This window comes from Emcibacter sp., from assembly GCF_048269205.1.
In the GTDB taxonomy this organism is placed as follows: domain Bacteria; phylum Pseudomonadota; class Alphaproteobacteria; order Sphingomonadales; family Emcibacteraceae; genus Emcibacter.
This window is the reverse complement of sequence record NZ_JBLXJC010000002.1, coordinates 214,445-237,276: the sequence shown is the minus strand read 5'-3', so window position 1 is coordinate 237,276 and position 22,832 is coordinate 214,445. Positions and strand designations below refer to the sequence as shown.

The following is a 22,832-nucleotide window of genomic DNA, read 5'->3' as shown; positions in this document are numbered from 1 at the left end:
CTGCCCTGATTTAAAAGTTGTACATTTGTATAATGACTTGGGGCGGGGGAAAAGATAAATTTGACGCCAGCTTCATTTTCCCCGTAAATGCCGTCTTTACTTTGTCATTTCTTAACCATCTTTCGCTATCTTTCCGGCAGAAGAAAGGTGAGTGATGGTCCAGGCCGTTTTAGAAAAATTCAATATCAGACTTGATCTGGATCGGGACAATCTGTCCCGGCACCGGCTTCTGTTGTTGATTTTTCTGATGCAGGCGCTGACCGTATGGGGCCTGTTGAGTTATCACGGCCTGTCGGATTATCTGTCGCTCAATCTCTATGCGGAGCCCATGTATATGGCGCTTGGCGTGATTGTGTTTGCCAAGCTGATCAGTTATCTGGTCAGGTTTTCCGGCTATGATCCGGAAGAGAAAAGCAAGGCGCGTATGTTGGCTGACTTCCGGGCAGGCTGGCTGAATGCGGACTATCTGCTGGCTTTTCTGGTGCCGATCCTTTTCTTGCCGCCTTTCATATCCCTGTTTTCCTCCCTGAAAACGGTTATTCCCGAAATCCACAGCTTTGATCTGGACCAGACCTTTGCCGATCTGGACAGGATGCTGCATTTCGGTATTGATCCCTGGGTGATTACCCATTCCGTTTTCTCGGGTGCACTGGCCGCCGGAATTATGGACTTCTGCTACAAGCTCTGGTTTCTGCTGATGTTTATTTTTGTTCTCTGGCAGGTGGTGAACGTCTCGCTCGGGCACGCCCGGGTGCAGTTCCTGTGCGCTTTTTTGCTGGTCTGGTTCCTGCTCGGTAATCTGGGGGCCATTCTGATGTCCTCTGCAGGTCCCTGTTACTATGGTGTGGTTCTGCCCGGAAATGACCTTTTCCTGCCACTGATGGACAAGCTGGGTATCTACTATGACGAACTCAAGGCCGCCGGAGGATTTTTCCAACTGGAATCCCGCGATCTTCAGCGTCAGCTTCTGGCTTACTACCAGAATGGTGAACTGGGGGCCGGTAGCGGAATTTCCGCCATGCCGAGCCTGCATGTGGCGGTGGCCATGTTGCTTTATTTGTCGGCGCGGGAAATGAACCGTTTTGCGGGATGGTTTTTCCTGGCCTTTCTGGTGATTATCCAGGTCAGTTCAGTACATCTGGGCTGGCATTATGCCATTGACGGCTATTTTTCAATAATTGCCACCTGGGCGATCTGGAGGTTTTCCGGCTGGCTAATGTTTGTTTCTGTAACGGAGGGGGAAGAATGAATAGTTTGGTACTGAAGCTGGCGAGGGCAAAGTCAAACAGTTTCAATCAGGAAACAGTCCGGGGTGTTGTGCAAACCTACATGCCGTTTATTCTGATATTTCTCCTGTATGTTCTGACGGCCAATCTGCTGACGGCTTTCTACGATATGGCAGGTTATGTCAGCTACAGAATTTACAAGGCACCCTATTATCTGGTTTTCCTGGCTATTCTGCTCGTCAAGGCAGTGTCTCACTTTGCCGCAAATCGCGGTGATGCTCTGTCGGAGGAGGCCTACCAGGAGCTCTATGATGACTGGTTGAAGCCATCTTCCATGGTCAAGATACTGATCCCCTTTGTGCTTGTGACGGTTTTGATGTCAATTTTCAGCAGTCTCAAAACCATCCTTCCCCAGGTCAATCCCTTCTATCTGGATCAGACCTTCTATAAGCTCGATCAGATATTGCATTTCGGCTATAACCCCTGGGAAATTACTCATGCCCTGTTTGGAAGTGTGACGGCCACAACTTTAATTGATTTCTGCTATCGCATGTGGTTCCTCGCCCTGCTGGTCAATACTGTCTGGATGATCATCAATTACAAGCTCGGGAAACTGCATCACCAGTATCTTGTCGCCTACGGTTTGTGCTGGGTATTGCTGGGGTCGTTCCTGGCCATTGCCTTGTCCTCTGCGGGACCTTGTTTTTACGGCAGTGTGGTTGACGGTCCGGATGTCTATGCTCCGCTGATGGAACGGCTTCGGGAAATTTCCGCCACTATCGGTAACACGCCGCAGTCTTACGGTCTGACGGCGCTCAACTATCAAGCCGTGCTGTGGTATTATTATACAGATGATTATCTGGGAATCGGGAGCGGCATTACCGCCATGCCGAGCATGCATGTGTCCTTTGCCATGCTGCTTTACCTGTCCGGCAGAACTTTCGGCAAGCTCTTTGGGTATATTTTTCTCGCCTATCTGGTGATAATCCAGATCGGTTCCGTGCATCTGGGCTGGCACTATGCCCTGGACGGCTATGTTTCAATGATCGGGACCTGGATGATCTGGCGGTTCTCCGGCTGGCTGGTGGACCGCTACAGTGTGGCCCGGGCGGCCGAAGCCGCCTAGTCCAGATAGTCCATGCCGATATCCACCGCGGGGGCGGACTGGGTGATGCGGCCAACTGATGCGAAATCCACGCCAGTCTCGGCGATGGCGCGGATGGTGTCCAGTCGAACACCTCCTGAAGCTTCGAGCTCCACTGTTCCTTTATAACGGGACACGGCTTCACGCAGCTGATCCAGCGTCATATTGTCCAGGAGCAGCCTGTCTGCGCCGGCCTTCACCGCATCTTCAGCCTGCTCAAGCGTGTCGCATTCCACCGTTATGCCGATGGTGCTGGCGGAACCGTCAAAGGCTATGGCAGCCTCGATAGCGGCGGCAATGCTGCCGATCCGGGCGATATGATTATCCTTGATCAGGATGCCGTCATCCAGCCGCATGCGGTGGTTCCGGGCGCCGCCGAGCCGGGTCGCATATTTTGCCAGCTTTCGGTACCCCGGAATGGTTTTGCGGGTGTCCAGAAGAGTGCATCCGGTGCCTTCTATTTCCCGGACATATTCGCGGGTCAGGGTGGCAATACCGGAAAGATGTTGCAGGATGTTGAGCGCACTGCGTTCAGCCGTCAGCATTTTGCGGGCGTTGCCGTGCAGTTTCAGAATGCAGTTGCCGGCGGTGACTTCAACGCCGTCACTGGCCAGGATTTCGATATCCACAAGTGGATCCAGCGTCTTGAATATTTCCACGGCGATGGGCATGCCGGCAATCACCAGATTTTCACGGCTGTTAAGTGCTGCGCCCAGCTTCTGGTCGGCCGGGATAGTGGCCATGGTGGTAATGTCGCCACGGCCCACGTCTTCATCAAGCGCATTTTTGATGAACTGGCGCAGCTCTTCCTTGAAGAGGGGAAAGTCTGTAGTCATCGGATCAGTAGGCCCGGCCGGAGGTTGGCGGGCGCTGGTCCCTGGGGACCGGCGGTGACATTTCCAGCATCTTGTTCAGGGGCGCAAGGGCCTTCTGTCTGGTTTCCTCGTCCACATGAATTTCCGGGCTCAGGTTTTCCATGCAGGCCGCCAGTTTTTCCAGTGTGTTGAGCGCCATGAAGGGGCAGTCATTGCAGTTGCATTCACCGTCAGCGCCCGGGGCGCCGATAAAGGTTTTGCCCGGTGCATTCTTTTCCATCTGGTGAATGATATGCGGCTCGGTGGCAATGATGAATTTCTGCGCGTCGTTCTCAAGCACAAATTTCAGGATTGAGGACGTGGAGCCTACATGATCCGCATGGCGCAGGATATGTTCCGGACATTCCGGGTGGGCGGCTACCGGGGCATCGGGATGCTTTGCCTTGAGCTTGATAAGTTCCTGTTCGGAGAAACGTTCATGCACAATGCAGCTTCCCGGCCAGAGCACCATGTCCCGGCCGGATTTCTTGGCCAGATAGGCGCCGAGGTGCCTGTCCGGCGCCAGGATCAAAGGCTGGTCTTCAGGGATCTGGTTGATGATATATTCCGCATTGGAAGAGGTCACGATAATATCGGATAGTGCCTTCACAGCAGCTGAACAGTTGATATAGGTGAGGCACAGGTGATCCGGGTATTTTTTCCGGAATTCAGCGAAATCCTCAGGCGGGCAGCTGTCTTCGAGAGAGCAGCCGGCGTCCATATCCGGCAGGATGACTTTCTTGTCCGGGCTCAGGATTTTGGCCACTTCGGCCATGAAGCGAACACCGCAAAAGACAATCACATCGGCATCGGTAGCGGCGGCTTTGCGAGAAAGATCCAGGCTATCGCCGACAAAATCGGCCAGGTCCTGAATCTTAGGATCCTGGTAATAGTGGGCCAGAATAACCGCATTCTTTTCCTTGCGAAGGCGGTTGATCTCTTCGATCAGTTCCTCGTCAGTCTTTTTTGCCTCTCCGGTGGGTCGGATATTTAACGGTATGGACATGCTTCACCCCGCTTGAATTTTCAGCCTCTTAAACATGGTGGTTTAGCGGCTGCTTTCAAGCTTGGCAAGGCAATAAATGGTCGGAGGAGCGGGCAATTTCTTCTTCATATCCGAAGAAGTGTACGCCCAGCAGGATAATGTCGGCTTGTTCAACTTCACCATTGAGGCTCAAGGGCATAGCGATGAAAGAAAATCGCCGATAATTTTTGTCCGGCCAGTCCATGAAGCAGGTTTCATAGGCCGTCGTGCAGTGCCTGGTTACTTTGGCAAGAGTCCGTTCAACGCCTGACAGCCCGCATGAGGGGCCGTTATGAGTTTCTCCTGTAAGGCTTCCGGTAAAGTCTTTGCCAATGGTATCGACAATATCTGTGCCTACCAGCCGTGCCTTAAAGTTCAGGTAGTCGCTTCCGAGTTTTTTCTCTCTGATTACATCATACATGCAAATGCCGGGCAGCAATTCTTTGATTGCCAGGGGGTTCAGGTCCTGCCGTGTTGGCATTCGCCTTTCCCGACATATTTTTTGCCAGTACTCTAACAGTTGCCTCTGAGCAGCGGAAGAAAGCCCGTGATTGTTTGGGTCAGTCATTTTTGGTTCCGCTATACATCATTAATAGTACACATCTGAGCATTTGACTATCCAGCTATGCACCGGTAAGGGCATTATATACGCCACATTAGCCTATCATTAAATAGCACATTTGTACTGTTATTACAATTATTTGAAGATATATCTAATATATGAAAATCCATATAATGGAACTGACCCCAGGGGACCTGAACCTTTGTGTCCCCACGTATATTCAAAATTCAAACAGACTCATCAAAACCATTTGAATATCCGGAAGAGCAAAAGTTGAAAGACGATGACCAGACCCATAGAACTGACAAACACCCAGAAGGCTGTTGGGGTGTCGACACCGGGCAGGCCGCCGATATTAATGCCGAATAGCCCGGTGAGAAATCCAAGCGGCAGGAAGATGCCCGTGACGAGGGAAAGCAGATAGAGCCGGCTGTTGAGCTTCTCGGCAAGTGTGTTGCCAAGTTCATCCTGAATGACCTGGCACCTCTCCCTTATGGCATCAAGATCTTCCAGATATCTGAACATCTGATCATACCCTTCCTGAAAACGGCGCCTGTCCTTGGGGGTGAAAAGCAGGCTGTCATTACCCAGCAATCGGGCCAGGGCATCCTTCTGAGGGGCAAGGTAGCGCCGGAAAGTGATGGCTTGTTTGCGCAGATGGATAATATCTGTTCTTAACCTGTGCGACGGATTTTCAATGACTTCTTCTTCAAGCAGGTCGGTAACGTCTGACAGATGGCTCAACGTTCCTGCCATCCGGTCCCCGAGTGTTTTGATGAGTTGCGTCAGAAAGTGAGCGGCGGATTGAGGTGGTTTATCCTTGGGAAACCTGTCCTTCAGGTCAGAAATGGTTTTCAGACTGCGAAGCTGACAAGTGATGATCTGGTTCTTGTCCACGTAGAGCCGGATGGAAATCATGTCTTCCGGATCAGCCTTTTCATTCAGGTTGACGCCACGCAAAATGAGCAGGATGCCGTTATGAATGTCCAGGTAACGGGGACGGGTTTCTTCGGCACATAGGATGCTCGCCGTTAGGTCGTCCACCGAAGGCCTTTCTGTCAGCCATTTAAGTGTTTCGGGATTGCGGGCATCAAGATGAAACCAGGACAGTTTTTGACTTTCTGCACCGGGCTCTCCTTCTGCCGCCGGAAGTTCCCATTCCACATGATGCAGGATAAAGTCATTCTGTTTTAATTCACTTTGCGGCATTTTCCGCTCCGATCATGTGCACATCCCGTTGCGGGAAAGGTATTTCAATGTTGTTGGCCTTGAATTTGTCCCAGATGGCATACATGACTTCGCTTCGTGGCTTTTTACGACCGGTGGTAATGTCTGCGATCCAGAAATAAAGGGTGAAATTGACACTGCTGTCGGCAAATTCCTCGAGGAAACAGACGGGTTCCGGCGTCTCCATGCAGTCGGGATGCTCCCGCGCGGCTGCAAGGATCAGATCCCGGGCCAGATGGATATCTGACTTGTAAGAAACACCGACAATGATTTCAATGCGTCCGCTGGTATTTGTAAAAGTCCAGTTGGTTACCCGGTTGGTGATAAAATCCTCGTTGGGGATCATGATTTCCTTGCCGTCAAAGGTTTCCACCAGGGTATACCGGGCCGAAGTCTGCCGGACAAACCCGAAGATGCCACTATCCAGTTCAATCAGGTCGTCTATTTCGATGGATTTTTCCGACAGCAGAATAATACCGCTGATGAAATTGGAGGTGATTTTCTGAAGGCCGAAACCAATGCCGATGCCGACTGCGCCGCCAAGGACGGTGAGGGCAGTCAGGTCAATGCCCATGATGTCGAGGGCCAGAAGAAACGCCAGAAAATAGAGCAGGGTCTGAAAGGCCTTGATCAGCAGGCTTCGTGAACTTGCGCCGAAATTCTGCAATGTATCGATGCGTTTTTCCCCAAAGCTGGAAAGGGCTGCTGTGATCCAGAAAATCACAAACAGGATAATTACGGCTTTCAGGACCATATAGATGGAAATTTCGTAGCTACCGACAGCAAACACAAATTCCGGTCGTTCCAGAAACGCTTTCAATGGTTCAAGATAACCGAGGGAGCCTGCCAGAATAATCGACGCAAAAAGAATGCCGATCAGTCCGGATGAAATCCATCCGGAAGGTTTCAGAATTTTTGTGATCAATGAAGACATGCAGGCTCCGGAATGGTTATTGTTTTTGCCATCCTAGTCGATTTGACAGTTCTCTGAAACACGAAATTTCGGGGACCAGATACAAAAGGCCGGAGCAAAAAGCCCCGGCCGGGAAACGTTTTATAGCCTATCCGGTTTTCCTGAATAAACTCAGGCAAAAATCTCGGCAAAGAAATTTTCCATGGCCTGCCAGGACCGCCGGTCCGCGTCGGCCTGATAGACGGTGCCGAAATCAGGGTCATTGGCTTCGGGGTTGGTGAAGGCATGCATGGTATGGCCATAGGCATGAAGTTGCCAGTCGGCGCCACGCTCGGTCATTTCCTTGTTAAAGGCAACAACCTGTTCCGGTGGTACCATCGGGTCATCCCAGCCATGAAGGGCAAGCACCTTGGCATTGATGGCGGGTTCACCGGTGACGCCCGGCGCATTCAGGATGCCGTGGAAGCTGACAACCCCCAGGGTAGCGGCGCCGCTACGGGCCAGGTCGAGGACACATTTGCCGCCGAAACAATACCCAATGGCGGCTGTTCTATCACCATCCACAAGGGGGTGTTCTTTAAGGAGTTCAAGAGCATAATGCAGCCTTGAGACAAGAGCCTCGTGATCAGAAGCCACCGTATTCATCAGCTCGGCTGCTTTGTCTTTATCATTAGCCCGAACGCCTTTGCCGTAGAGATCGAGGGCAAAGCCCACATACCCCAGTCCGGCAAGCTTTTCCGCTTGTTCCGTTTCGAATGATCCCTGTCCCATCCAGGCATGGGAGACAAGAATGCCGGGACGGGGACCGTCAAGGGAGTCATCATAACTGATGGTTCCTTCATAGGTGCCACCCGGACCGTCGTAGGTAATGGTTTCAGTCTTGATCATTTTCCTGTTTCTCCATTTATCTGCATCTATATCATTTTATATATGTTGTGGACCCCGGGATCTCCCTCACATTTAAGGCGCTTCGTTTCCACCATGTGAATCAGGTGAGCGAGAACCGACCTGGCGGCCGCAGGGTGAAGGTAGCTGGGGACATCCGCATATATAATATCTACCATATCGGGAATGGTTTGTGCACCCGACCTGATGACCTGAATAATCTGTTCTTCTCTCTGTCGGCGATGTTCAAGCAGGGCTTCCACAAAAGGTTCGGGATCGGTGATCGGATTGCCGTGTGTGGGATAATAAATTTTATCCTCCCGGACCAGAAGCTGATCCAGACTTTGCAGATAATCCCCCATATGCCCGTCCGGCGGACTGACTACGGATGTGGACCAGCCCATGACATGGTCGCCGGAAAAAAGCGCCTTTTCCTCGTGCAGGGCGAAACAGAGGTGATTGGACAAATGGCCGGGCGTATGCACGGCTTCCAGTGTCCATCCGTCACCGTGAACAACTTCCCCGTCTGCCAGTTCCTCGTCCGGCCGGAAGTCTTTGTCCAGGCCTTCTTCCGTATGATTGTCGGAATATGTCTGGCCGTCGACGGGAAAGGCAAGGATTTTTGCCCCGGTAAGTTGCTGAAGAGAATGTGATGCCGGGCTGTGATCCATGTGATTATGGGTTACGAAAATATGGCTGACCTTTTTGCCGTCCAGATATTTTTCCAGGGCATGCAGGTGGCTGGGCATGGCCGGGCCGGGATCGATGACGGCAAGCCCGGCAGAGCTGTCATTTTCCGGGCCCACAATATAGGTGCCTGTACCGTGAAAGGTAAAGGGAGAGGGATTCTGGGCCACGATTCGCCGGACAAGAGGGCTCAGGGCGACGCACTCACCATATTCAGGAGAAAAATTTTTATCAAACTTCAACATGATCCGGATAATTATTTCTTTGTTCAGGTTGTTTTTACATATTCATATTATAGTTGAGGTGATCTTCGTCAATAACCTTGCGATTAACGCACTGGCTTCGATAATAGAGCCGAAACAAGGTTTTAAGGAGAGCGTATATGGCAGCGGATGACATGAAAAGGGGTAAATTTTCCGGTGGTCAATCGCCGCGGGGTTTTGCCACACGCGCCATTCATGCGCCTGGTCCGTCGCTCGATCCTTACGGGACGCTGACCCAGCCCATCTATATGACGTCCACTTTCGAATTCGAGACCGCAGAACAGGGCGGTGAGCGGTTTGCCGGCGAGCAGGAAGGGTATATCTACACCCGCCTGGGCAATCCCACACTCAATCAGCTGGAGGAAAAACTGGCTGTTCTGGAAGGTGCCGAGGCCTGCCTGGTTACAGGATCAGGCATGGCGGCCATCACCTGCGTCTTCTGGACCTTGCTGGAGGCAGGCGACGAACTGCTTGTAGACAAAACTCTCTACGGATGCACATTTTCCTACTTCCGTCACGGTCTGTCGAAGTTCGGCGTTACGGTTCGCCATGTGGATCTGACCAATCCGGACAACCTGGAAAAGGAAATCGGCCCGAAAACCAAATTCGTCTATTTCGAAACACCGGCCAATCCGAATATGCGGATTGTCGATATCCAGCGGGTCTGTGATATTGCACAGTCAAAAGACGTTCGGGTCATTGTGGACAATACCTATGCCACACCCTATCTGCAGAATCCTCTGGCCATGGGGGCCTTTCTGGTACTACATTCCGCCACCAAATATTTGGGCGGTCACGGCGATCTGATGGCCGGCGCCATCATGGGGGACGAAGAAACCATCACCGAAATCCGCATGGTCGGGATGAAGGATATGACCGGTGCGGTGCTTTCACCCATGAATGCCTTTCTTATCAATCGCGGGCTCAAGACGCTGGAACTACGTATGGACCGGCATTGTGAAAATGCGACCCGCATTGCGGAGTTTCTGGAAAGCCGCAACAATGTCAGCCAGGTCTTTTTTCCGGGACTGCCGTCCTTTGAAGGGTACGACGTGGCCTGCAAACAGATGTCCCAGCCCGGCGGCATGATTGCGTTGGAGCTGAACGGCGGCCTTGAAGCCGGAATCAATTTCCTTAACAGGCTGGAACTTTGCCGTATTGCTGTAAGCCTTGGCGATGCGGAAACCATGGTCCAGCATCCGGCCAGCATGACCCATTCCACCTATTCACCGGAAGAACGCGCCGAATACGGGATCAGCGATGGTCTTGTCCGGATTTCTGCCGGTCTTGAAACTGTCGAAGACATTCTGCAAGATATCGAACAGGCCCTGTCTGCCTGCTGAAGTAGTCCATATAAAATTACCGGTTACAAACGAAACACTTGAGGGGTGTGCTGAATTGGGGCATGCTGCACTGCATATAGTAACCGGTATAAAAACAGACACCGGAAGCGGATTATGGCAGATCAGGAAAACAACGCAGCAAGTCCGGCACGGGTAACGCCCTGTCTCATGAAGGAGTTTCCGGCCCGGCACGATCTCAACAATGAGGTGCACAGCCGCCCCTATATCCAGATCAGCAGCCCGGGTCGTTGTTGCCATATGGCCATCCTGACCGGGGAGGCGGGCCGCAATGCTGATCTTGAGCATCTTGCCGCTCTTTGCCGCCACTATAATCTGCCGACGCCGCCTGCAGGCTGCAACCACCAGATACTTGATTTCGGGACCTTCCGCCTGAAGTGGGAAAGGCACACGGAATTCTGCAGCTATACCTTTATCCGCAAGGGCAAGGGCCAGGACCCCTTCCGCGATACAGCGCTTTCCGTGGTGCCGGAGGAATGGCTGAAAAATATTCCCGGGGAGCTCCTTGTGGGGGTGCATCTGTTCATCGACAAGGTGGATGAAAGTCATTATGGCAATCGGGAGCTACTGGAAGATATTTTTGGCGACAATGTGGTTGTCGGCGCCCGGGCCGGAAGCAGCGGCGCCCAGGTCTGGACGGACTTCCAGATTCACGGCGACGGCTTTTCCCGCATTCTGGTCAATGACGCGGGCATGTCCGAAACCCAGGCCGGACGACTTGTTCAGCGCCTTCTGGAGATCGAGACCTATCGTCTGATGGCCATGCTGGCCATGCCGCTGACCGGTGAGATTTCCAAGGCGACCCGGGAGATTGAACAGGAACTGGCCGATGTGGTCGAAAAGATGATGAGCGTGGACAATCCGGAGCGGGAACAGGAGATCCTGACCCGATTGACAAAAATGGCGGCCCGTGTGGAACATCTGTCAGCCGGCAGCACCTATCGCTTCAATGCCTCGAAGGCGTATTACGCGCTTGTGGAAAAGCGTATCGAGAACATCAAGGAGGAACCGCTCAAGGGCTTCCAGACCATATCCAGTTTTCTTGAACGGCGCATTGGGCCCGCCATGCGGACCTGTATCAGCATGGAAGACCGCATTGCGATTCTTTCCCGACGGGTGAACCGGGCCAGCACGCTGCTGCAGACCCGGATCAACACCACCCTTCAGTCCCAGAACAAGCAGTTGCTGGAAAGCATGGATCGCCGGGCCCGGTTGCAGCTGCGTCTGCAACAGACCGTGGAAGGGCTTTCCGTCGTCGCCATCAGCTACTATGCGCTCGGCATTATCAATTACATGGCCCATGGCGGGCAGAAACTCCTGCCGTCGATTGAGCCCTATTTGGTGACGGCGGGGGCGGCCCCGGTTGTTGTGCTTGGCGTTGCCTGGGGCCTGCGCCGGCTGCACAGGGTGATCCGCAAGGCCAATCAGGACTGAGCTCCAAACTTCATATTTTGTTGCGCGCCGGGCCTGCGTCATGATATCGCTGCCCGGACTTCAAGTAACGCAACCGGTATTGAGACAGCATGCTTCCCGATTATGCGCCACCGATGGATCCCTGGCTCGACGTCCTTTACGAGGATGAGCATTTCCTCGTGCTCAACAAGCAGAGCGGTCTGTTGTCTGTGCCCGGTCGGCATGACCACCTCAAGGACTGCCTCGAAAGCCGGGTGCAGAGCCGTTACCCGACAGCCACAACGATCCACCGTCTGGACATGGAAACTTCCGGCATATTGGTGATGGCGCTGAGCAAGGAAATCCACGGTCATATCGGCCGTCAGTTTGAACATCGCCGCACGGAAAAGACCTATGTCGCCCGGGTGGCCGGACATGTGGCGGAAGAGACAGGCGAGGTGGACCTGCCGCTGATCTGTGACTGGCCCAACCGGCCGAGGCAGATGGTGGATTTCGAACGCGGCAAACAGGCGCTGACCCGCTGGCGGGTGCTGGAGCAGGAGGAAGCTGGCGTTACCCGGCTGGAACTGAAGCCGGTGACCGGCCGGTCGCACCAGCTCAGGGTACATTGTCAGCAGATGGGCCACAGTATCCTCGGTGATCCTTTCTATGCCACTGACGAGGTGCGGCAGATGAGTGACCGGCTTCAGCTTCATGCCCACTGCCTGACCCTGTTTCATCCGGTGAAGAAAGAGAAGGTGACCTTTACCTCTCCGGTACCGTTCTGATCATGACCGGAAACCCCAGTTCATCAGGAAAAATCTGGCTTGCCCCCATGGAAGGGGTGGTGGATCATGTCATGCGGGACATGCTGACCTCGGCTGGCAGCTACGATTTTTGCGTGACGGAATTTATCCGGGTCACCCGGCAGCTTTATAAACCGGCGCTGTTTTACAGATACTGTCCGGAACTGAAATCCGGCAGCCGGACACCTTCGGGAACGCCGGTCCGCATTCAGCTTCTGGGCCAGGACCCGGATTGGATGGCGGAAAATGCCGTTCGGGCGGTGGAGCTGGGCTCGCCCGGCGTTGACCTCAATTTCGGCTGTCCGGCCAAAACCGTGAACAAGAGCAAGGGCGGGGCCATCCTGCTCCGGGAACCAGAAACCCTTTATAAAATCATTTCCGCAGTCCGGGCCGCCGTCCCCGCAGGACAGCCGGTGACGGCCAAGATGAGGCTCGGTTATGAAGACAAATCGCTGGCACTGGACAATGCCCGGGCCATCGAGGCGGCGGGGGCGGACGGACTGACTGTCCATGCCCGCACCAAGGCGGAGGGGTACAGGCCGCCGGCCCACTGGCACTGGATCGCCCGCATACGGGAAAAGGTCAGCCTGCCTGTTGTCGCCAACGGCGAAATCTGGTCGGCGGCGGATGCAGAGGCTTGCCGCCGGGAAAGCGGCTGCGCGGATATCATGATCGGGCGCGGCGCGCTGGCGCTCCCCAATCTGGGCAGGGTCATAAATGTGGGGGAAGAGCCCATGAACTGGGCCGGGGTGCGAAAGCTCCTTCTGAGATATGCCAGCATTGAGCGGCCGGATCACAGGGGCGGGTTTCTGCCTTCCCGCATCAAACAGTGGTTCACTTATCTCCGGCATCAGTACAGGGAAGCGGACGAGATGTTCCGGGATCTGAAGCGGCTTCAGGATCTTGAGGAGATCAGGGTTATGCTGTCGGAAGAGGCCTAATAGGCCCGTTCGATACAGAAATCCACAATATCAATCAGGGACTGGCGATATTCATTGTCCGGGAAGATGGCCAGCGCATCCCGGGCGATGGCGCCGTAATGACGGGCTCGCTCCAGGGTATCGTTCAGGGCGTTGTGCTTTTTAATCAGCTCGAAGGCTTTTTCCAGATCGCCGTCCTGCTGGTCCAGGTCTTCCATGGTGCGGCGCCAGAAATTGCGTTCTTCCTCGTTGCCCCGGCGGAAGGCCAGCACGATGGGCAGGGTGATCTTGCCTTCGCGGAAGTCGTCGCCGACACTCTTGCCCAGCTTTTCCTGTTCGGCAGAATAGTCGAGAACGTCATCGACAAGCTGGAAGATAATGCCCAGATTGCGGCCATAGCTTTGCAGGGCTTCCTGCTCGGCCGTCGGGCGTTCGGCAATGACTGCACCGATTTCACAGGCGGCAGCGAACAGGGCGGCGGTCTTGGCCGCGATCACTTCCATATAATTGTCTTCGGTCGTGTCCGTGTCGTTGGCCGTGACCAGCTGCAGCACCTCGCCTTCGGCGATCACGCTCGAGGCATGGGACAGGATACGCAGGACTTCGAGAGAGCCGTCAGCCACCATGAGCTCGAAGGAGCGGCTGAACAGGAAGTCGCCAACCAGAACGCTGGCCTTGTTGCCCCAGACCGCGTTGGCGGTGTCCTGGCCGCGACGCAGGTCGCTTTCATCGACCACGTCGTCATGCAGCAGGGTGGCGCTGTGGATGAATTCCACACAGGCAGAAAGTTCAATATGGCGGATACCGCCATAGCCGCAGAGGCGTGAAGAGGCAAGTGTCAGCATCGGGCGCAGCCGTTTGCCGCCGGAAGCGATGAGGTGACCGGCAAGCTGCGGAATAAGGGCCACCGGGCTCTGCATTTTATGGATAATGGTCTGGTTGACCTTGTCCATATCTTCCTTGACCAGCTTTTGCAGCCGAGCAAGGGCGCTTTCGCCCTTTTTTTCGTCTTCGAAATTTACAACTACACCCACGATCAGTCCTGTGTCTTTTTGTTCCCGCTTGTCCGGGATATCCTGTCCGGTCATCCGGAATGTGGTAAATGCAGGTCACTGTTGATAAAATGATTTTATCGTCTGGAACCGGCGTTTTTGTACCGGGCAAAATAGTCATTGCCGGGTAGCAAGGTCAAGGGACATCGGCCGAATTCGGTCTTTATTTGAGGTCAAAATCACGTGAGGGAACTTTTTTCTTCGGACAACATTGCGTTAATTACAAGAGTTTCTGCGCTGTTCGATGGTGCCGGGCTGGTTTTTTGTGTACTGGACGGTCATGCCAGCCTGTTCGGTGGCGGTATCGACGGAATCGCACGCCGGGTCATGGTGCCGCCGGAATCGCTGACCCGGGCCAAATTCCTGATTCGAGAGGCCGGTTTGTCGGATGATGTGGATTTTAGCGATGAAATTCGCTAAAGACGGCCCATGAGCGATCTGTTTGATATCGAATATACAACTGATGACTTTCTGGGTGGCCTTGTCCGGCTGCACCAGCCACGCAAGGGATATCGCGTGACAGTCGATACGGTGCATCTTGCGGCGACCCTTGTCCCCCGGCCGGGAGAGAAGATCCTGGATGTGGGGGCCGGAACCGGCGGCATCCTGACCTGCCTTGCTGGCAGGTTGGGGGAGGCCTCCCGGGACCTGGTCCTGCATGGCCTTGAAATCCAGCCGTTGCATGTCGAGTTCGCCCGGGCGAATGCTGAACTGAATGGGTTTGCCGACCGCATCACCTGTTTCGAGGGCGATATTGCCAATCCGCCGGCGGAATGTGAAAAAAACAGTTATGACCATGTGGTCAGCAATCCGCCCTATTACGAAAAAGACCAGCATACCCTCTCCCCCAGTGAGAGCCGGGCGCTGGCCCTTGCGGACAGTCATCTGAGCCTTGGCGACTGGGTTTCCTGCTGTCTTAAAATGGTAAAACCCAGAGGGTATCTCAGTCTGATCCAGCGGGCTGGCCGGCTTGGCGAGATTCTCTCCGCCTTGCAGGGCCGGGCCGGTGACATTGTCGTTTTCCCCGTCTGGGCGACTGACGAGAGCGAGGCCGGCCGCATTATTGTGCGGGCAAGAAAGGGCAGTCGTGGTCCTCTTTCCTTGAAAAAGGGGCTGGTCGTTCATACATCCGATGGCGGATATACCGACCGGGCGGAGGCGGTGCAGCGGCATGGACAAATGCTGGATATCGCGTAAGATACGGCGCCCGGTTGGAAGAAAACCGTAAAAACAGAACCTTAAACGGATAGATAATGATTAAAAAAATCAGAGAGCTTCTTGCCAAACTTCCCCTGCCTTTCCTGAATGACACGATCCCCGTGGTGACAGTACTGCCACTTGACGGGGTAATCGGCACCTCAAGCCGGTTCAGCGAGGCCCTTAATCTGGCCGGTGTGGAAAAGCGGATCGAGGCGGCCTTCGATGCCTTCGGGGTAAAGGCGGTTGCACTGTCCATCAATTCACCGGGCGGTTCACCGGTGCAGAGCGAACTGATCATGCGGCGGATCCTCAAGCTGTCTGAAGAAAAGAAAATTCCGGTCTATGCCTTTGCCGAGGATGTGGCGGCATCAGGCGGCTATATGCTGGCGCTGGCCGGTGAGGAAATATATGCAAGCGCCGCTTCCATTATCGGTAGCATCGGTGTGATTTCCGCCGGCTTCGGTTTTGACAAGGCGATCGAGAAGGTCGGGGTTGACCGGCGCGTCTACACAGCCGGGGAAAACAAGTCCATTCTTGACCCGTTCCAGCCAGAAAAGGAAGAGGATGTGAAGTTCCTCAAGGAAATTCAGAAGGACATCCACGGATTTTTCAAAGATATGGTCAAGGAACGCCGTGGTGAAAAACTGAGAGGCACCCAGAAGATCATGTTCTCGGGTAAATTCTGGACCGGGACCGAAGCCGAGAAAATGGGACTCATTGACGGGATTGGCGATCTGCAAACCGTGATGAAGGAAAAATTCGGCGAAAAAACCAAATTCAGCCGCATCGAGGGCGAGAAGAGCTTCATCAAGAGCCTGCTTGGACTTGGTGGCCGCAAAAGCGCCGTTTCCCGGGAAATCATGGCGGTGCTGGATGAGCGCGCCCACTGGGGGCGTTTCGGTCTCTAGGGCTTTCCCGCCCTGCAGAATACAGTTAACTGTTAAATGCCGATTCATTTCTTGACGCGGGCGGGGCGGCTCGGTAGTTTCCGCGGGTAATTTCGCTAGTGCGCAAAACAGGGAATGTAACGGTTTATGACAGCCTCGGCGCGAGACGCAGCGGCCCGCAAGGAGACCGCCTTTCAGTATCTTATCCTGAAGCTTCAGAAATACTGGGCAGATCAGGGTTGTGTGGTATTGCAACCCTATGACCTGGAGATGGGGGCAGGGACCTTTCAGTCCGCCACCACATTGCGCTCGCTTGGCTCCAAACCCTGGAAGGCTGCTTACGTGCAGCCCTGTCGCCGCCCCACTGACGGCCGTTACGGGGAAAATCCCAACCGGCTGCAGCATTATTACCAGTTCCAGGTGGTGCTCAAACCATCGCCGGAAAATATCCAGCAGCTTTATCTCGACAGCCTGAAAGTGCTTGGCATTGACGCCATGGAGCATGATATCCGCTTTGTCGAGGATGACTGGGAAAGCCCGACACTGGGCGCCTGGGGGCTGGGCTGGGAAGTCTGGTGCGACGGCATGGAAGTCAGCCAGTTCACTTATTTCCAGCAGGTCGGTGGTTTCGACTGCAAGCCGGTGATGGGCGAATTGACCTATGGGCTGGAGCGTCTGGCCATGTATATCCAGGGCGTGGACAATGTTTACGATCTCGACTGGAATGGTTTGCCAGAATCTGAAGGGGGCGTCAAATACGGCGATGTCTTCTTGCAGAGCGAAAAGGAATTTTCCGCCTATAACTTTGAACTGGCCAACACGGAAATGCTGTTCCGTCATTTCGAGGATGCGGAAAAGGAATGTGAAAGCATTCTGCGCCAGGGTGAGGAAGACGGCAAATATTATCCGCTTCCGGCCTATGACCAGTGCATCAAGGCAAGTCATGTCTTTAATCTGCTGGATGCGCGGGGCGTGATCAGTGTGACCGAACGCCAGGCCTATATCGGTCGGGTGCGCGCGCTGGCCAAGGCCTGCTGTGAAGCCTATCTCAAATCCATCGGTGAGGGAGAGGCATAATGGCTGAATTCCTGCTTGAACTTTTCTCCGAGGAAATTCCCGCCCGCATGCAGCAGAAGGCGGCCGACGACCTGAAACGCCTGATCACGGCAAAGCTGGATGAAGCAAGTCTCACTTATGACAAGGCAACCGCCTATGTGACCGTGCGCCGCCTGGCCCTGCATGTCGAGGGGCTGGCCACGGAACAGCCGGATGTCTCCGAAGAACGCCGTGGCCCCCGCGCCGATGCGCCGGAAAAGGCCATTGAAGGCTTCCTGAAAGGGGCCGGGGTGAGCCGGGACCAGGTTGAGGTCCGGGAAGAGAAAAAAGGCACCTTCCTTTATGCGGTGATCGAGAAGAAGGGCCGCCCGGCGGCTGAGGTGATTGCAGAGTTCCTTCCGGAAATTATCCGCACTTTCCCCTGGCCTAAATCCCAGCGCTGGGGTGCGGGATCACTGCGCTGGGTGCGCCCGCTGCATAGTGTGCTGTGTTTGCTGGATGGGAAAGTCGTGGGCTTTGATCTTGCTGATGGGCTCTCGAGCGGCAACACCACACGCGGTCATCGTTTTCTGGCGCCGGAGACTTTCGAGGTTTCCTCCTTTGCCGATTATCGGGCCAAACTGGAAAAGGCTTTTGTGGTGCTGGATGTGCCCGCCCGCAAGGAGAAAATCCTTGTTGAGGCCACGAAGCTCGCCGGAGAGGCCGGGCTTGAGCTGCTGGACGATCCGGCGCTGCTGGACGAAGTGGCGGGCCTTGCCGAATATCCGGTGATCCTGCTGGGTGAGTTTGATAAAGAGTTCCTGGATGTGCCGCAGGAGGCGCTGACCAGCGCCATGAGGAGCCACCAGAAATATTTCTCCCTCGTCGACAGTAAAGGCAAGCTCGCCAACAAATTCATCTTTGTTTCCAACATGAAGACCGATGATAACGGCGCGAAGATCATCGACGGCAATGAGCGGGTGCTGCGCGCCCGTCTCGCCGATACCAAATTCTTCTGGGACCAGGACCTGAAAACAATTCGTGAAGGAGGGTTCGAGGTTCTTAACTCTAAGCTTTCAGATATTGTTTTTCATGCTGATCTATTTACCGTAGGTGAGCGGGTAAAACGCCTGGTGGAGTTCAGCGCTCATATTGCCGGGTTGATCGGCACCGATGGGGAGAAGGCCAAACGGGCGGCACAGCTCTGCAAGGCGGACCTTGTGTCCGGCATGGTGGGGGAATTCGCCGATCTGCAGGGCCTGATGGGTAAATATTATGCCGAAGCCGAGGGGGAAGCCCCGGAAGTGGCCAGGGCCATTGCCGATCATTATTCCCCCAAGGGTCCAGGTGATAAGTGTCCCTCCGAGCCGGTCAGCATCGCCGTGGCCCTGGCAGAGAAAATCGACACCCTTGTTGGCTTCTTCAGTATTGACGAAAAACCGACGGGCTCCAAGGATCCCTTCGCCCTGCGCCGAGCGGCGCAGGGCGCGATCCGTTTGATCGTTGAAAATAAACTAAGGTTAGGTCTTTTGGGACTCTTCTATAAAACGTGGTCTGAATACCTCAAATCATATGCATCCAATGCGAAGTTGGATAATATTCTTCCGCTATGGAATGGCGCTGAAACCAGAACTGTCGATGGCATTGTTGAAATTTGGCATCATGACCAGAAAATAACTGAGCAGAGTGAGAGTGAGGAACTGCGTCGGTTATCCGAAGTTTTAAGTTTAGATGTCAAGTTACTGGGTGTTGCTTTGCTCGACTTCTTTGCCGATCGCCTGAAGGTGCATCTGCGCGAAGAAGGGGTCCGGCACGATCTGATTTCCGCCGTTTTTGCCCTCAAGGATGAAAATGGACAGGCGGAAGACGATTTGGTGCGTCTGCTGGCCCGGGTCGAGGCGCTGAAAAACTTCCTCGATACCGAAGACGGCGCCAACCTGCTTGCCGGTTACAAGCGGGCGGTGAATATCGTCAAGATCGAAGAGAAAAAAGACGGTACCTCCCATGACGGTGCGCCCAACAAGGGCACCCAGGCGGAGGAAACGGAATTATTCAACAGCCTCGGCAAGGTTGCCGGGGCGACACAGGCCGCTGTTGAGGCGGAACAGTTCGAAGAAGCCATGGCGCAGCTTGCCACGTTGCGTCAGCCAATTGACAATTTCTTCGACAAGGTGACGGTCAACAGTGAAGACAAGGGAGAGCGGCAGAACCGGTTGTGTATTCTGTCGCAAATTCGCAACACCATGAATCTGGTGGCGGATTTTTCACAAATTGAAGGTTAAGCATCATGACGAAATGGGTCTATACATTCGGTGACGGAAAAGCGGAAGGCGAAGCCTCCATGAAAAACCTCCTCGGAGGGAAGGGCGCCAACCTTGCGGAAATGTCAAACCTGGGACTGCCGGTGCCGCCCGGCTTTACCATCACCACCGAGGTCTGTACCGCATTTTATGAAAATAACCGCAACTATCCGGACGATCTGGCCGGTCAGGTGGAAGACGCCCTTAAATCCGTGGAAAGCACCGTTGGGGCCAAGTTCGGTGATGCGGAAAACCCGCTTCTGGTTTCCGTCCGCTCCGGTGCCCGGGTGTCCATGCCCGGCATGATGGACACGGTCCTGAACTTAGGGTTAAACGACGTGACCGTGCAGGGGCTGGCCAAGCAGGCCGGTGACGAACGTTTTGCCTATGACAGCTATCGCCGCTTTATCCAGATGTATTCCGACGTGGTGCTGGGGGTTGACCATTACCTGTTCGAGGAACTGCTGGAAATCCACAAGGAAGAAAACGGCTATATCCTGGATACGGAACTGGATGCCGCCGACTGGAAGGAACTGGCCGGGGCTTTCAAGAAAAAAGCCGAGGATGAGCTCGGCAAGCCTTTCCCGCAGGATGTGAATGAACAGCTCTGGGGCGCCATCAATGCCGTGTTCGGCTCCTGGCAGATCGAACGCGCCAAGACCTACCGCCGCCTGCACAACATCCCCGAAGACTGGGGCACCGCCGTGAACGTGCAGTCCATGGTGTTCGGTAACATGGGTGAAACCTCCGCCACCGGCGTGGCCTTTACCCGTGACCCGTCCACCGGCGAGAACGCCTATTACGGTGAATATCTGATCAACGCCCAGGGCGAGGATGTGGTAGCCGGTATCCGTACACCGCAGAACCTGACCAAGGCCTCCCGCGAGGCTGCCGGGTCCGATAAACCGTCCATGGAAGAAAGCATGAACGGTGTGTACAAGGAACTGGCCGATGTGTTCCAGAAACTGGAAGCCCATTACCGCGACATGCAGGATATCGAGTTTACCGTTCAGAAGGGCAAGCTGTGGATCCTGCAGACCCGTTCCGGCAAGCGCACTGCCAAGGCGGCACTGAAAATCGCCGTGGACATGGCCCGCGACGGGGTCATCAGCGAACAGGAAGCTGTCCTGCGTGTGGAGCCTGCAGCACTTGACCAGCTTTTGCATCCGACCCTTGATCCCGATGCCGTGCGCGATGTGCTGACCACCGGCCTTCCGGCTTCCCCCGGGGCAGCCTGCGGTATCGTGGTCTTTACCGCTGACGAGGCGGAGGAACTGGCCAAGCAGGGCAAGGATGTGATCCTGGTCCGCGTGGAAACAAGTCCCGAGGATATTCACGGCATGCATGCCGCGAAAGGTATTCTTACCTCCCGTGGCGGCATGACATCACATGCGGCCGTGGTGGCCCGCGGTATGGGCCGTCCCTGTGTTTCTGGTGCAGGTCACCTGCATATCGATCAGGCCGAAGGTGTGATCCGGGTTGCCGGTCGTGAAGTAAGGCTGCATGAAACCATTACCATCGACGGCAGCACCGGCGAGGTGATGTTCGGCGCTGTGGATACGGTTCAGCCGGAACTTTCAGGTGATTTCGGCATCCTGATGGAATGGGCCGACGCCAACCGCCGCCTCAGGGTGCGCACCAATGCGGAAACACCTCTGGATGCGCGTACGGCTCGCGAATTCGGCGCCGAAGGCATTGGTCTCTGCCGTACCGAGCATATGTTCTTTGATGCTGACCGCATCATTTCCGTGCGCCAGATGATCCTGGCGGAAAATGAGGCCGGTCGCCGGGCGGCGCTGGATAAAATCCTGCCGTACCAGAAGAACGACTTTGTCGAGCTTTTCACCATCATGCAGGGCCTGCCGGTGACGGTACGTCTGCTGGATCCGCCGCTGCATGAATTCCTGCCCCAGGAAGAAGATGACTTCGCGGACGTGGCCGCCGTGACTGGTGTGTCCGTGGCTGACCTCAAAATGCGGGCTAGCGAGCTTCATGAGTTCAACCCGATGCTGGGCCATCGAGGCTGCCGTCTTGGTATTTCCTATCCGGAAATCTACGAGATGCAGGCCCGGGCCATCATCGAGGCCGCCCTCCAGGTGGCTAAGGAAAGCGGTCAGCCGGTGGTGCCGGAAATCATGATCCCGCTGGTCGGCAGCCGCAAGGAACTGGAAATCCTGAAAGCCGCGGTTTCCACCGTGGCCGACGAAATTATTGCCGCCTCAGGCCAGAAGCTTGACTATATGGTTGGCACCATGATCGAGCTGCCGCGGGCTGCCTTGCAGGCTGGCGAGATTGCCAACGAAGCCGAGTTCTTCAGCTTTGGCACCAACGACCTGACCCAGACCACCTACGGCATCAGCCGTGATGACAGCGCCCATTTCCTGGATGATTATATCCGCGCCGGTATTTTCGAGCAGGACCCCTTCGTGACCATCGACCAGGATGGTGTGGGTGAACTGGTGAAAATTGCCGCCGAGCGCGGTCGGAAAACCCGCAGCAATATCAAGCTGGGTATTTGTGGCGAACATGGCGGCGATCCGGCCTCCGTGGAATTCTGCCACCGTGTTGGACTGGATTATGTATCCTGCTCACCTTACCGTGTGCCGATCGCCCGTCTGGCCGCCGCCCAGGCTGCCCTAAAAGAAAAGGCCTGAAGCCCATGAAAAAGGAAGTAAAGGTTTCCTGGGCCGGTCACCTGACCTTTATTGGTGAGGCTGCTTCCGGCAATACCCTGACCATGGATGCCGGAACCGCCGTGGGTGGTCTTGGCCTCGGCCATAGCCCCATGGACTTGCTGCTGATGGGCGCCGGTGGTTGCGCCAGTATTGACGTTGTGATGATTCTCAGGAAATCCCGCCAGGATATTGTCGATTGTGTTTGTCAAGTGACCGGCACCCGCGCGGATGAGCCGCCAAAGGTTTATACCGACATTCACATGCATTTTGTCGTGACCGGCAATGATGTGGAGGAAGCCGCCGTGAAGCGGGCGGTGGAGCTCAGCATGACCAAATATTGCTCGGCCTCGCTGACGCTGGCCAAGGCCGCCAAACTGACCTATGATTGGGAAATAAAAGAAGCCTGATCTCAATTCCGG

The 22,832-nt window shown here is 54.8% G+C and carries 21 protein-coding genes; 13 read left to right on the top strand and 8 right to left on the bottom strand.

Annotated elements, in window-relative coordinates; translation table 11 throughout:
* The first annotated feature begins 154 nt into the window (after window positions 1-154).
* Together ACN0YD_RS09870 and ACN0YD_RS09865 are read left to right on the top strand one after the other, a co-directional pair.
* Complete coding sequence (locus ACN0YD_RS09870) at window positions 155-1,249, top strand: phosphatase PAP2 family protein (RefSeq protein WP_417319302.1); 1,095 nt, start codon at window positions 155-157, stop codon at window positions 1,247-1,249.
* Window positions 1,246-2,352 carry a phosphatase PAP2 family protein gene (locus ACN0YD_RS09865; RefSeq protein WP_417319300.1) on the top strand — a complete coding sequence of 369 codons (1,107 nt, stop codon included), beginning with the start codon at window positions 1,246-1,248 and terminating at the stop codon, window positions 2,350-2,352. Before ACN0YD_RS09870 ends, ACN0YD_RS09865 begins: the two co-directional genes overlap by 4 nt.
* Here ACN0YD_RS09865 and nadC read toward each other — a convergent pair.
* The 7 genes from nadC to ACN0YD_RS09830 all read right to left on the bottom strand — a co-directional run bounded on the left by nadC (window position 2,349) and on the right by ACN0YD_RS09830 (window position 8,767).
* Window positions 2,349-3,206 (bottom strand): carboxylating nicotinate-nucleotide diphosphorylase, encoded by an 858-nt coding sequence (gene nadC / locus ACN0YD_RS09860; protein WP_417319298.1) that lies wholly within the window; start codon window positions 3,204-3,206, stop codon window positions 2,349-2,351. The genes ACN0YD_RS09865 and nadC overlap by 4 nt on opposite strands.
* A gap of 4 nt (window positions 3,207-3,210) precedes the next feature.
* Complete coding sequence (gene nadA, locus ACN0YD_RS09855) at window positions 3,211-4,230, bottom strand: quinolinate synthase NadA (protein ID WP_417319296.1); 1,020 nt, start codon at window positions 4,228-4,230, stop codon at window positions 3,211-3,213.
* A 55-nt stretch (window positions 4,231-4,285) separates the two neighbouring features.
* On the bottom strand, window positions 4,286-4,816 hold the full coding sequence (locus tag ACN0YD_RS09850; RefSeq protein WP_417319294.1) for a PAS domain-containing protein: 531 nt from the start codon (window positions 4,814-4,816) through the stop codon (window positions 4,286-4,288).
* 234 nt (window positions 4,817-5,050) lie between these two features.
* Window positions 5,051-6,019 carry a zinc transporter ZntB gene (locus ACN0YD_RS09845; RefSeq protein ID WP_417319292.1) on the bottom strand — a complete coding sequence of 323 codons (969 nt, stop codon included), beginning with the start codon at window positions 6,017-6,019 and terminating at the stop codon, window positions 5,051-5,053.
* A complete protein-coding gene (locus tag ACN0YD_RS09840; RefSeq protein WP_417319290.1) occupies window positions 6,006-6,971 on the bottom strand; it encodes a mechanosensitive ion channel family protein in 966 nt (321 codons plus the stop codon). Before ACN0YD_RS09840 ends, ACN0YD_RS09845 begins: the two co-directional genes overlap by 14 nt.
* Before the next feature lie 150 nt (window positions 6,972-7,121).
* The gene (locus ACN0YD_RS09835; protein WP_417319288.1) at window positions 7,122-7,838 is read right to left on the bottom strand and encodes a dienelactone hydrolase family protein; all 717 of its coding nucleotides are present in this window, start codon (window positions 7,836-7,838) and stop codon (window positions 7,122-7,124) included.
* 26 nt (window positions 7,839-7,864) lie between these two features.
* A complete protein-coding gene (locus ACN0YD_RS09830) occupies window positions 7,865-8,767 on the bottom strand; it encodes an MBL fold metallo-hydrolase (protein WP_417319286.1) in 903 nt (300 codons plus the stop codon).
* A gap of 137 nt (window positions 8,768-8,904) precedes the next feature.
* Between ACN0YD_RS09830 and megL the strand changes: the two genes are divergently transcribed.
* The 4 genes from megL to ACN0YD_RS09810 all read left to right on the top strand — a co-directional run bounded on the left by megL (window position 8,905) and on the right by ACN0YD_RS09810 (window position 13,285).
* Complete coding sequence (gene megL / locus ACN0YD_RS09825) at window positions 8,905-10,128, top strand: methionine gamma-lyase (protein WP_417319284.1); 1,224 nt, start codon at window positions 8,905-8,907, stop codon at window positions 10,126-10,128.
* Window positions 10,129-10,242: 114 nt separating this feature from the next.
* Window positions 10,243-11,580, top strand: coding sequence for a DUF3422 family protein (locus tag ACN0YD_RS09820; RefSeq protein ID WP_417319282.1), 1,338 nt, complete (start codon window positions 10,243-10,245; stop codon window positions 11,578-11,580).
* Window positions 11,581-11,669: 89 nt separating this feature from the next.
* Window positions 11,670-12,326 (top strand): pseudouridine synthase, encoded by a 657-nt coding sequence (locus ACN0YD_RS09815; RefSeq protein ID WP_417319280.1) that lies wholly within the window; start codon window positions 11,670-11,672, stop codon window positions 12,324-12,326.
* A 2-nt stretch (window positions 12,327-12,328) separates the two neighbouring features.
* The gene (locus ACN0YD_RS09810) at window positions 12,329-13,285 is read left to right on the top strand and encodes a tRNA-dihydrouridine synthase (RefSeq protein WP_417319278.1); all 957 of its coding nucleotides are present in this window, start codon (window positions 12,329-12,331) and stop codon (window positions 13,283-13,285) included.
* On the opposite strand, the gene ACN0YD_RS09805 is transcribed toward ACN0YD_RS09810, so the two are convergent.
* Complete coding sequence (locus tag ACN0YD_RS09805) at window positions 13,282-14,352, bottom strand: polyprenyl synthetase family protein (protein WP_417319276.1); 1,071 nt, start codon at window positions 14,350-14,352, stop codon at window positions 13,282-13,284. The genes ACN0YD_RS09810 and ACN0YD_RS09805 overlap by 4 nt on opposite strands.
* A 147-nt stretch (window positions 14,353-14,499) precedes the next feature.
* Here ACN0YD_RS09805 and ACN0YD_RS09800 point away from each other — a divergent pair, with 147 nt between their 5' ends.
* The 7 genes from ACN0YD_RS09800 to ACN0YD_RS09770 all read left to right on the top strand — a co-directional run bounded on the left by ACN0YD_RS09800 (window position 14,500) and on the right by ACN0YD_RS09770 (window position 22,820).
* On the top strand, window positions 14,500-14,736 hold the full coding sequence (locus ACN0YD_RS09800) for a DUF2007 domain-containing protein (RefSeq protein ID WP_417319274.1): 237 nt from the start codon (window positions 14,500-14,502) through the stop codon (window positions 14,734-14,736).
* Window positions 14,737-14,745: 9 nt separating this feature from the next.
* On the top strand, window positions 14,746-15,513 hold the full coding sequence (locus tag ACN0YD_RS09795) for a tRNA1(Val) (adenine(37)-N6)-methyltransferase (RefSeq protein WP_417319272.1): 768 nt from the start codon (window positions 14,746-14,748) through the stop codon (window positions 15,511-15,513).
* 56 nt (window positions 15,514-15,569) lie between these two features.
* Window positions 15,570-16,424: a S49 family peptidase gene (locus tag ACN0YD_RS09790; protein WP_417319270.1), complete on the top strand. Its 855-nt coding sequence runs from the start codon at window positions 15,570-15,572 to the stop codon at window positions 16,422-16,424.
* 126 nt (window positions 16,425-16,550) lie between these two features.
* Entirely contained in the window at window positions 16,551-17,480 is a 930-nt protein-coding gene (locus ACN0YD_RS09785) for a glycine--tRNA ligase subunit alpha (protein WP_417319268.1), read from the top strand.
* The gene (gene glyS / locus ACN0YD_RS09780) at window positions 17,480-19,720 is read left to right on the top strand and encodes a glycine--tRNA ligase subunit beta (RefSeq protein WP_417319266.1); all 2,241 of its coding nucleotides are present in this window, start codon (window positions 17,480-17,482) and stop codon (window positions 19,718-19,720) included. Before ACN0YD_RS09785 ends, glyS begins: the two co-directional genes overlap by 1 nt.
* Window positions 19,721-19,725: 5 nt before the next feature.
* Window positions 19,726-22,392, top strand: a complete 2,667-nt coding sequence (gene ppdK, locus ACN0YD_RS09775; RefSeq protein ID WP_417319264.1) for a pyruvate, phosphate dikinase — start codon at window positions 19,726-19,728, stop codon at window positions 22,390-22,392.
* A 5-nt stretch (window positions 22,393-22,397) separates the two neighbouring features.
* On the top strand, window positions 22,398-22,820 hold the full coding sequence (locus ACN0YD_RS09770) for an OsmC family protein (protein WP_417319262.1): 423 nt from the start codon (window positions 22,398-22,400) through the stop codon (window positions 22,818-22,820).
* The last annotated feature ends 12 nt before the right edge of the window (window positions 22,821-22,832 follow it).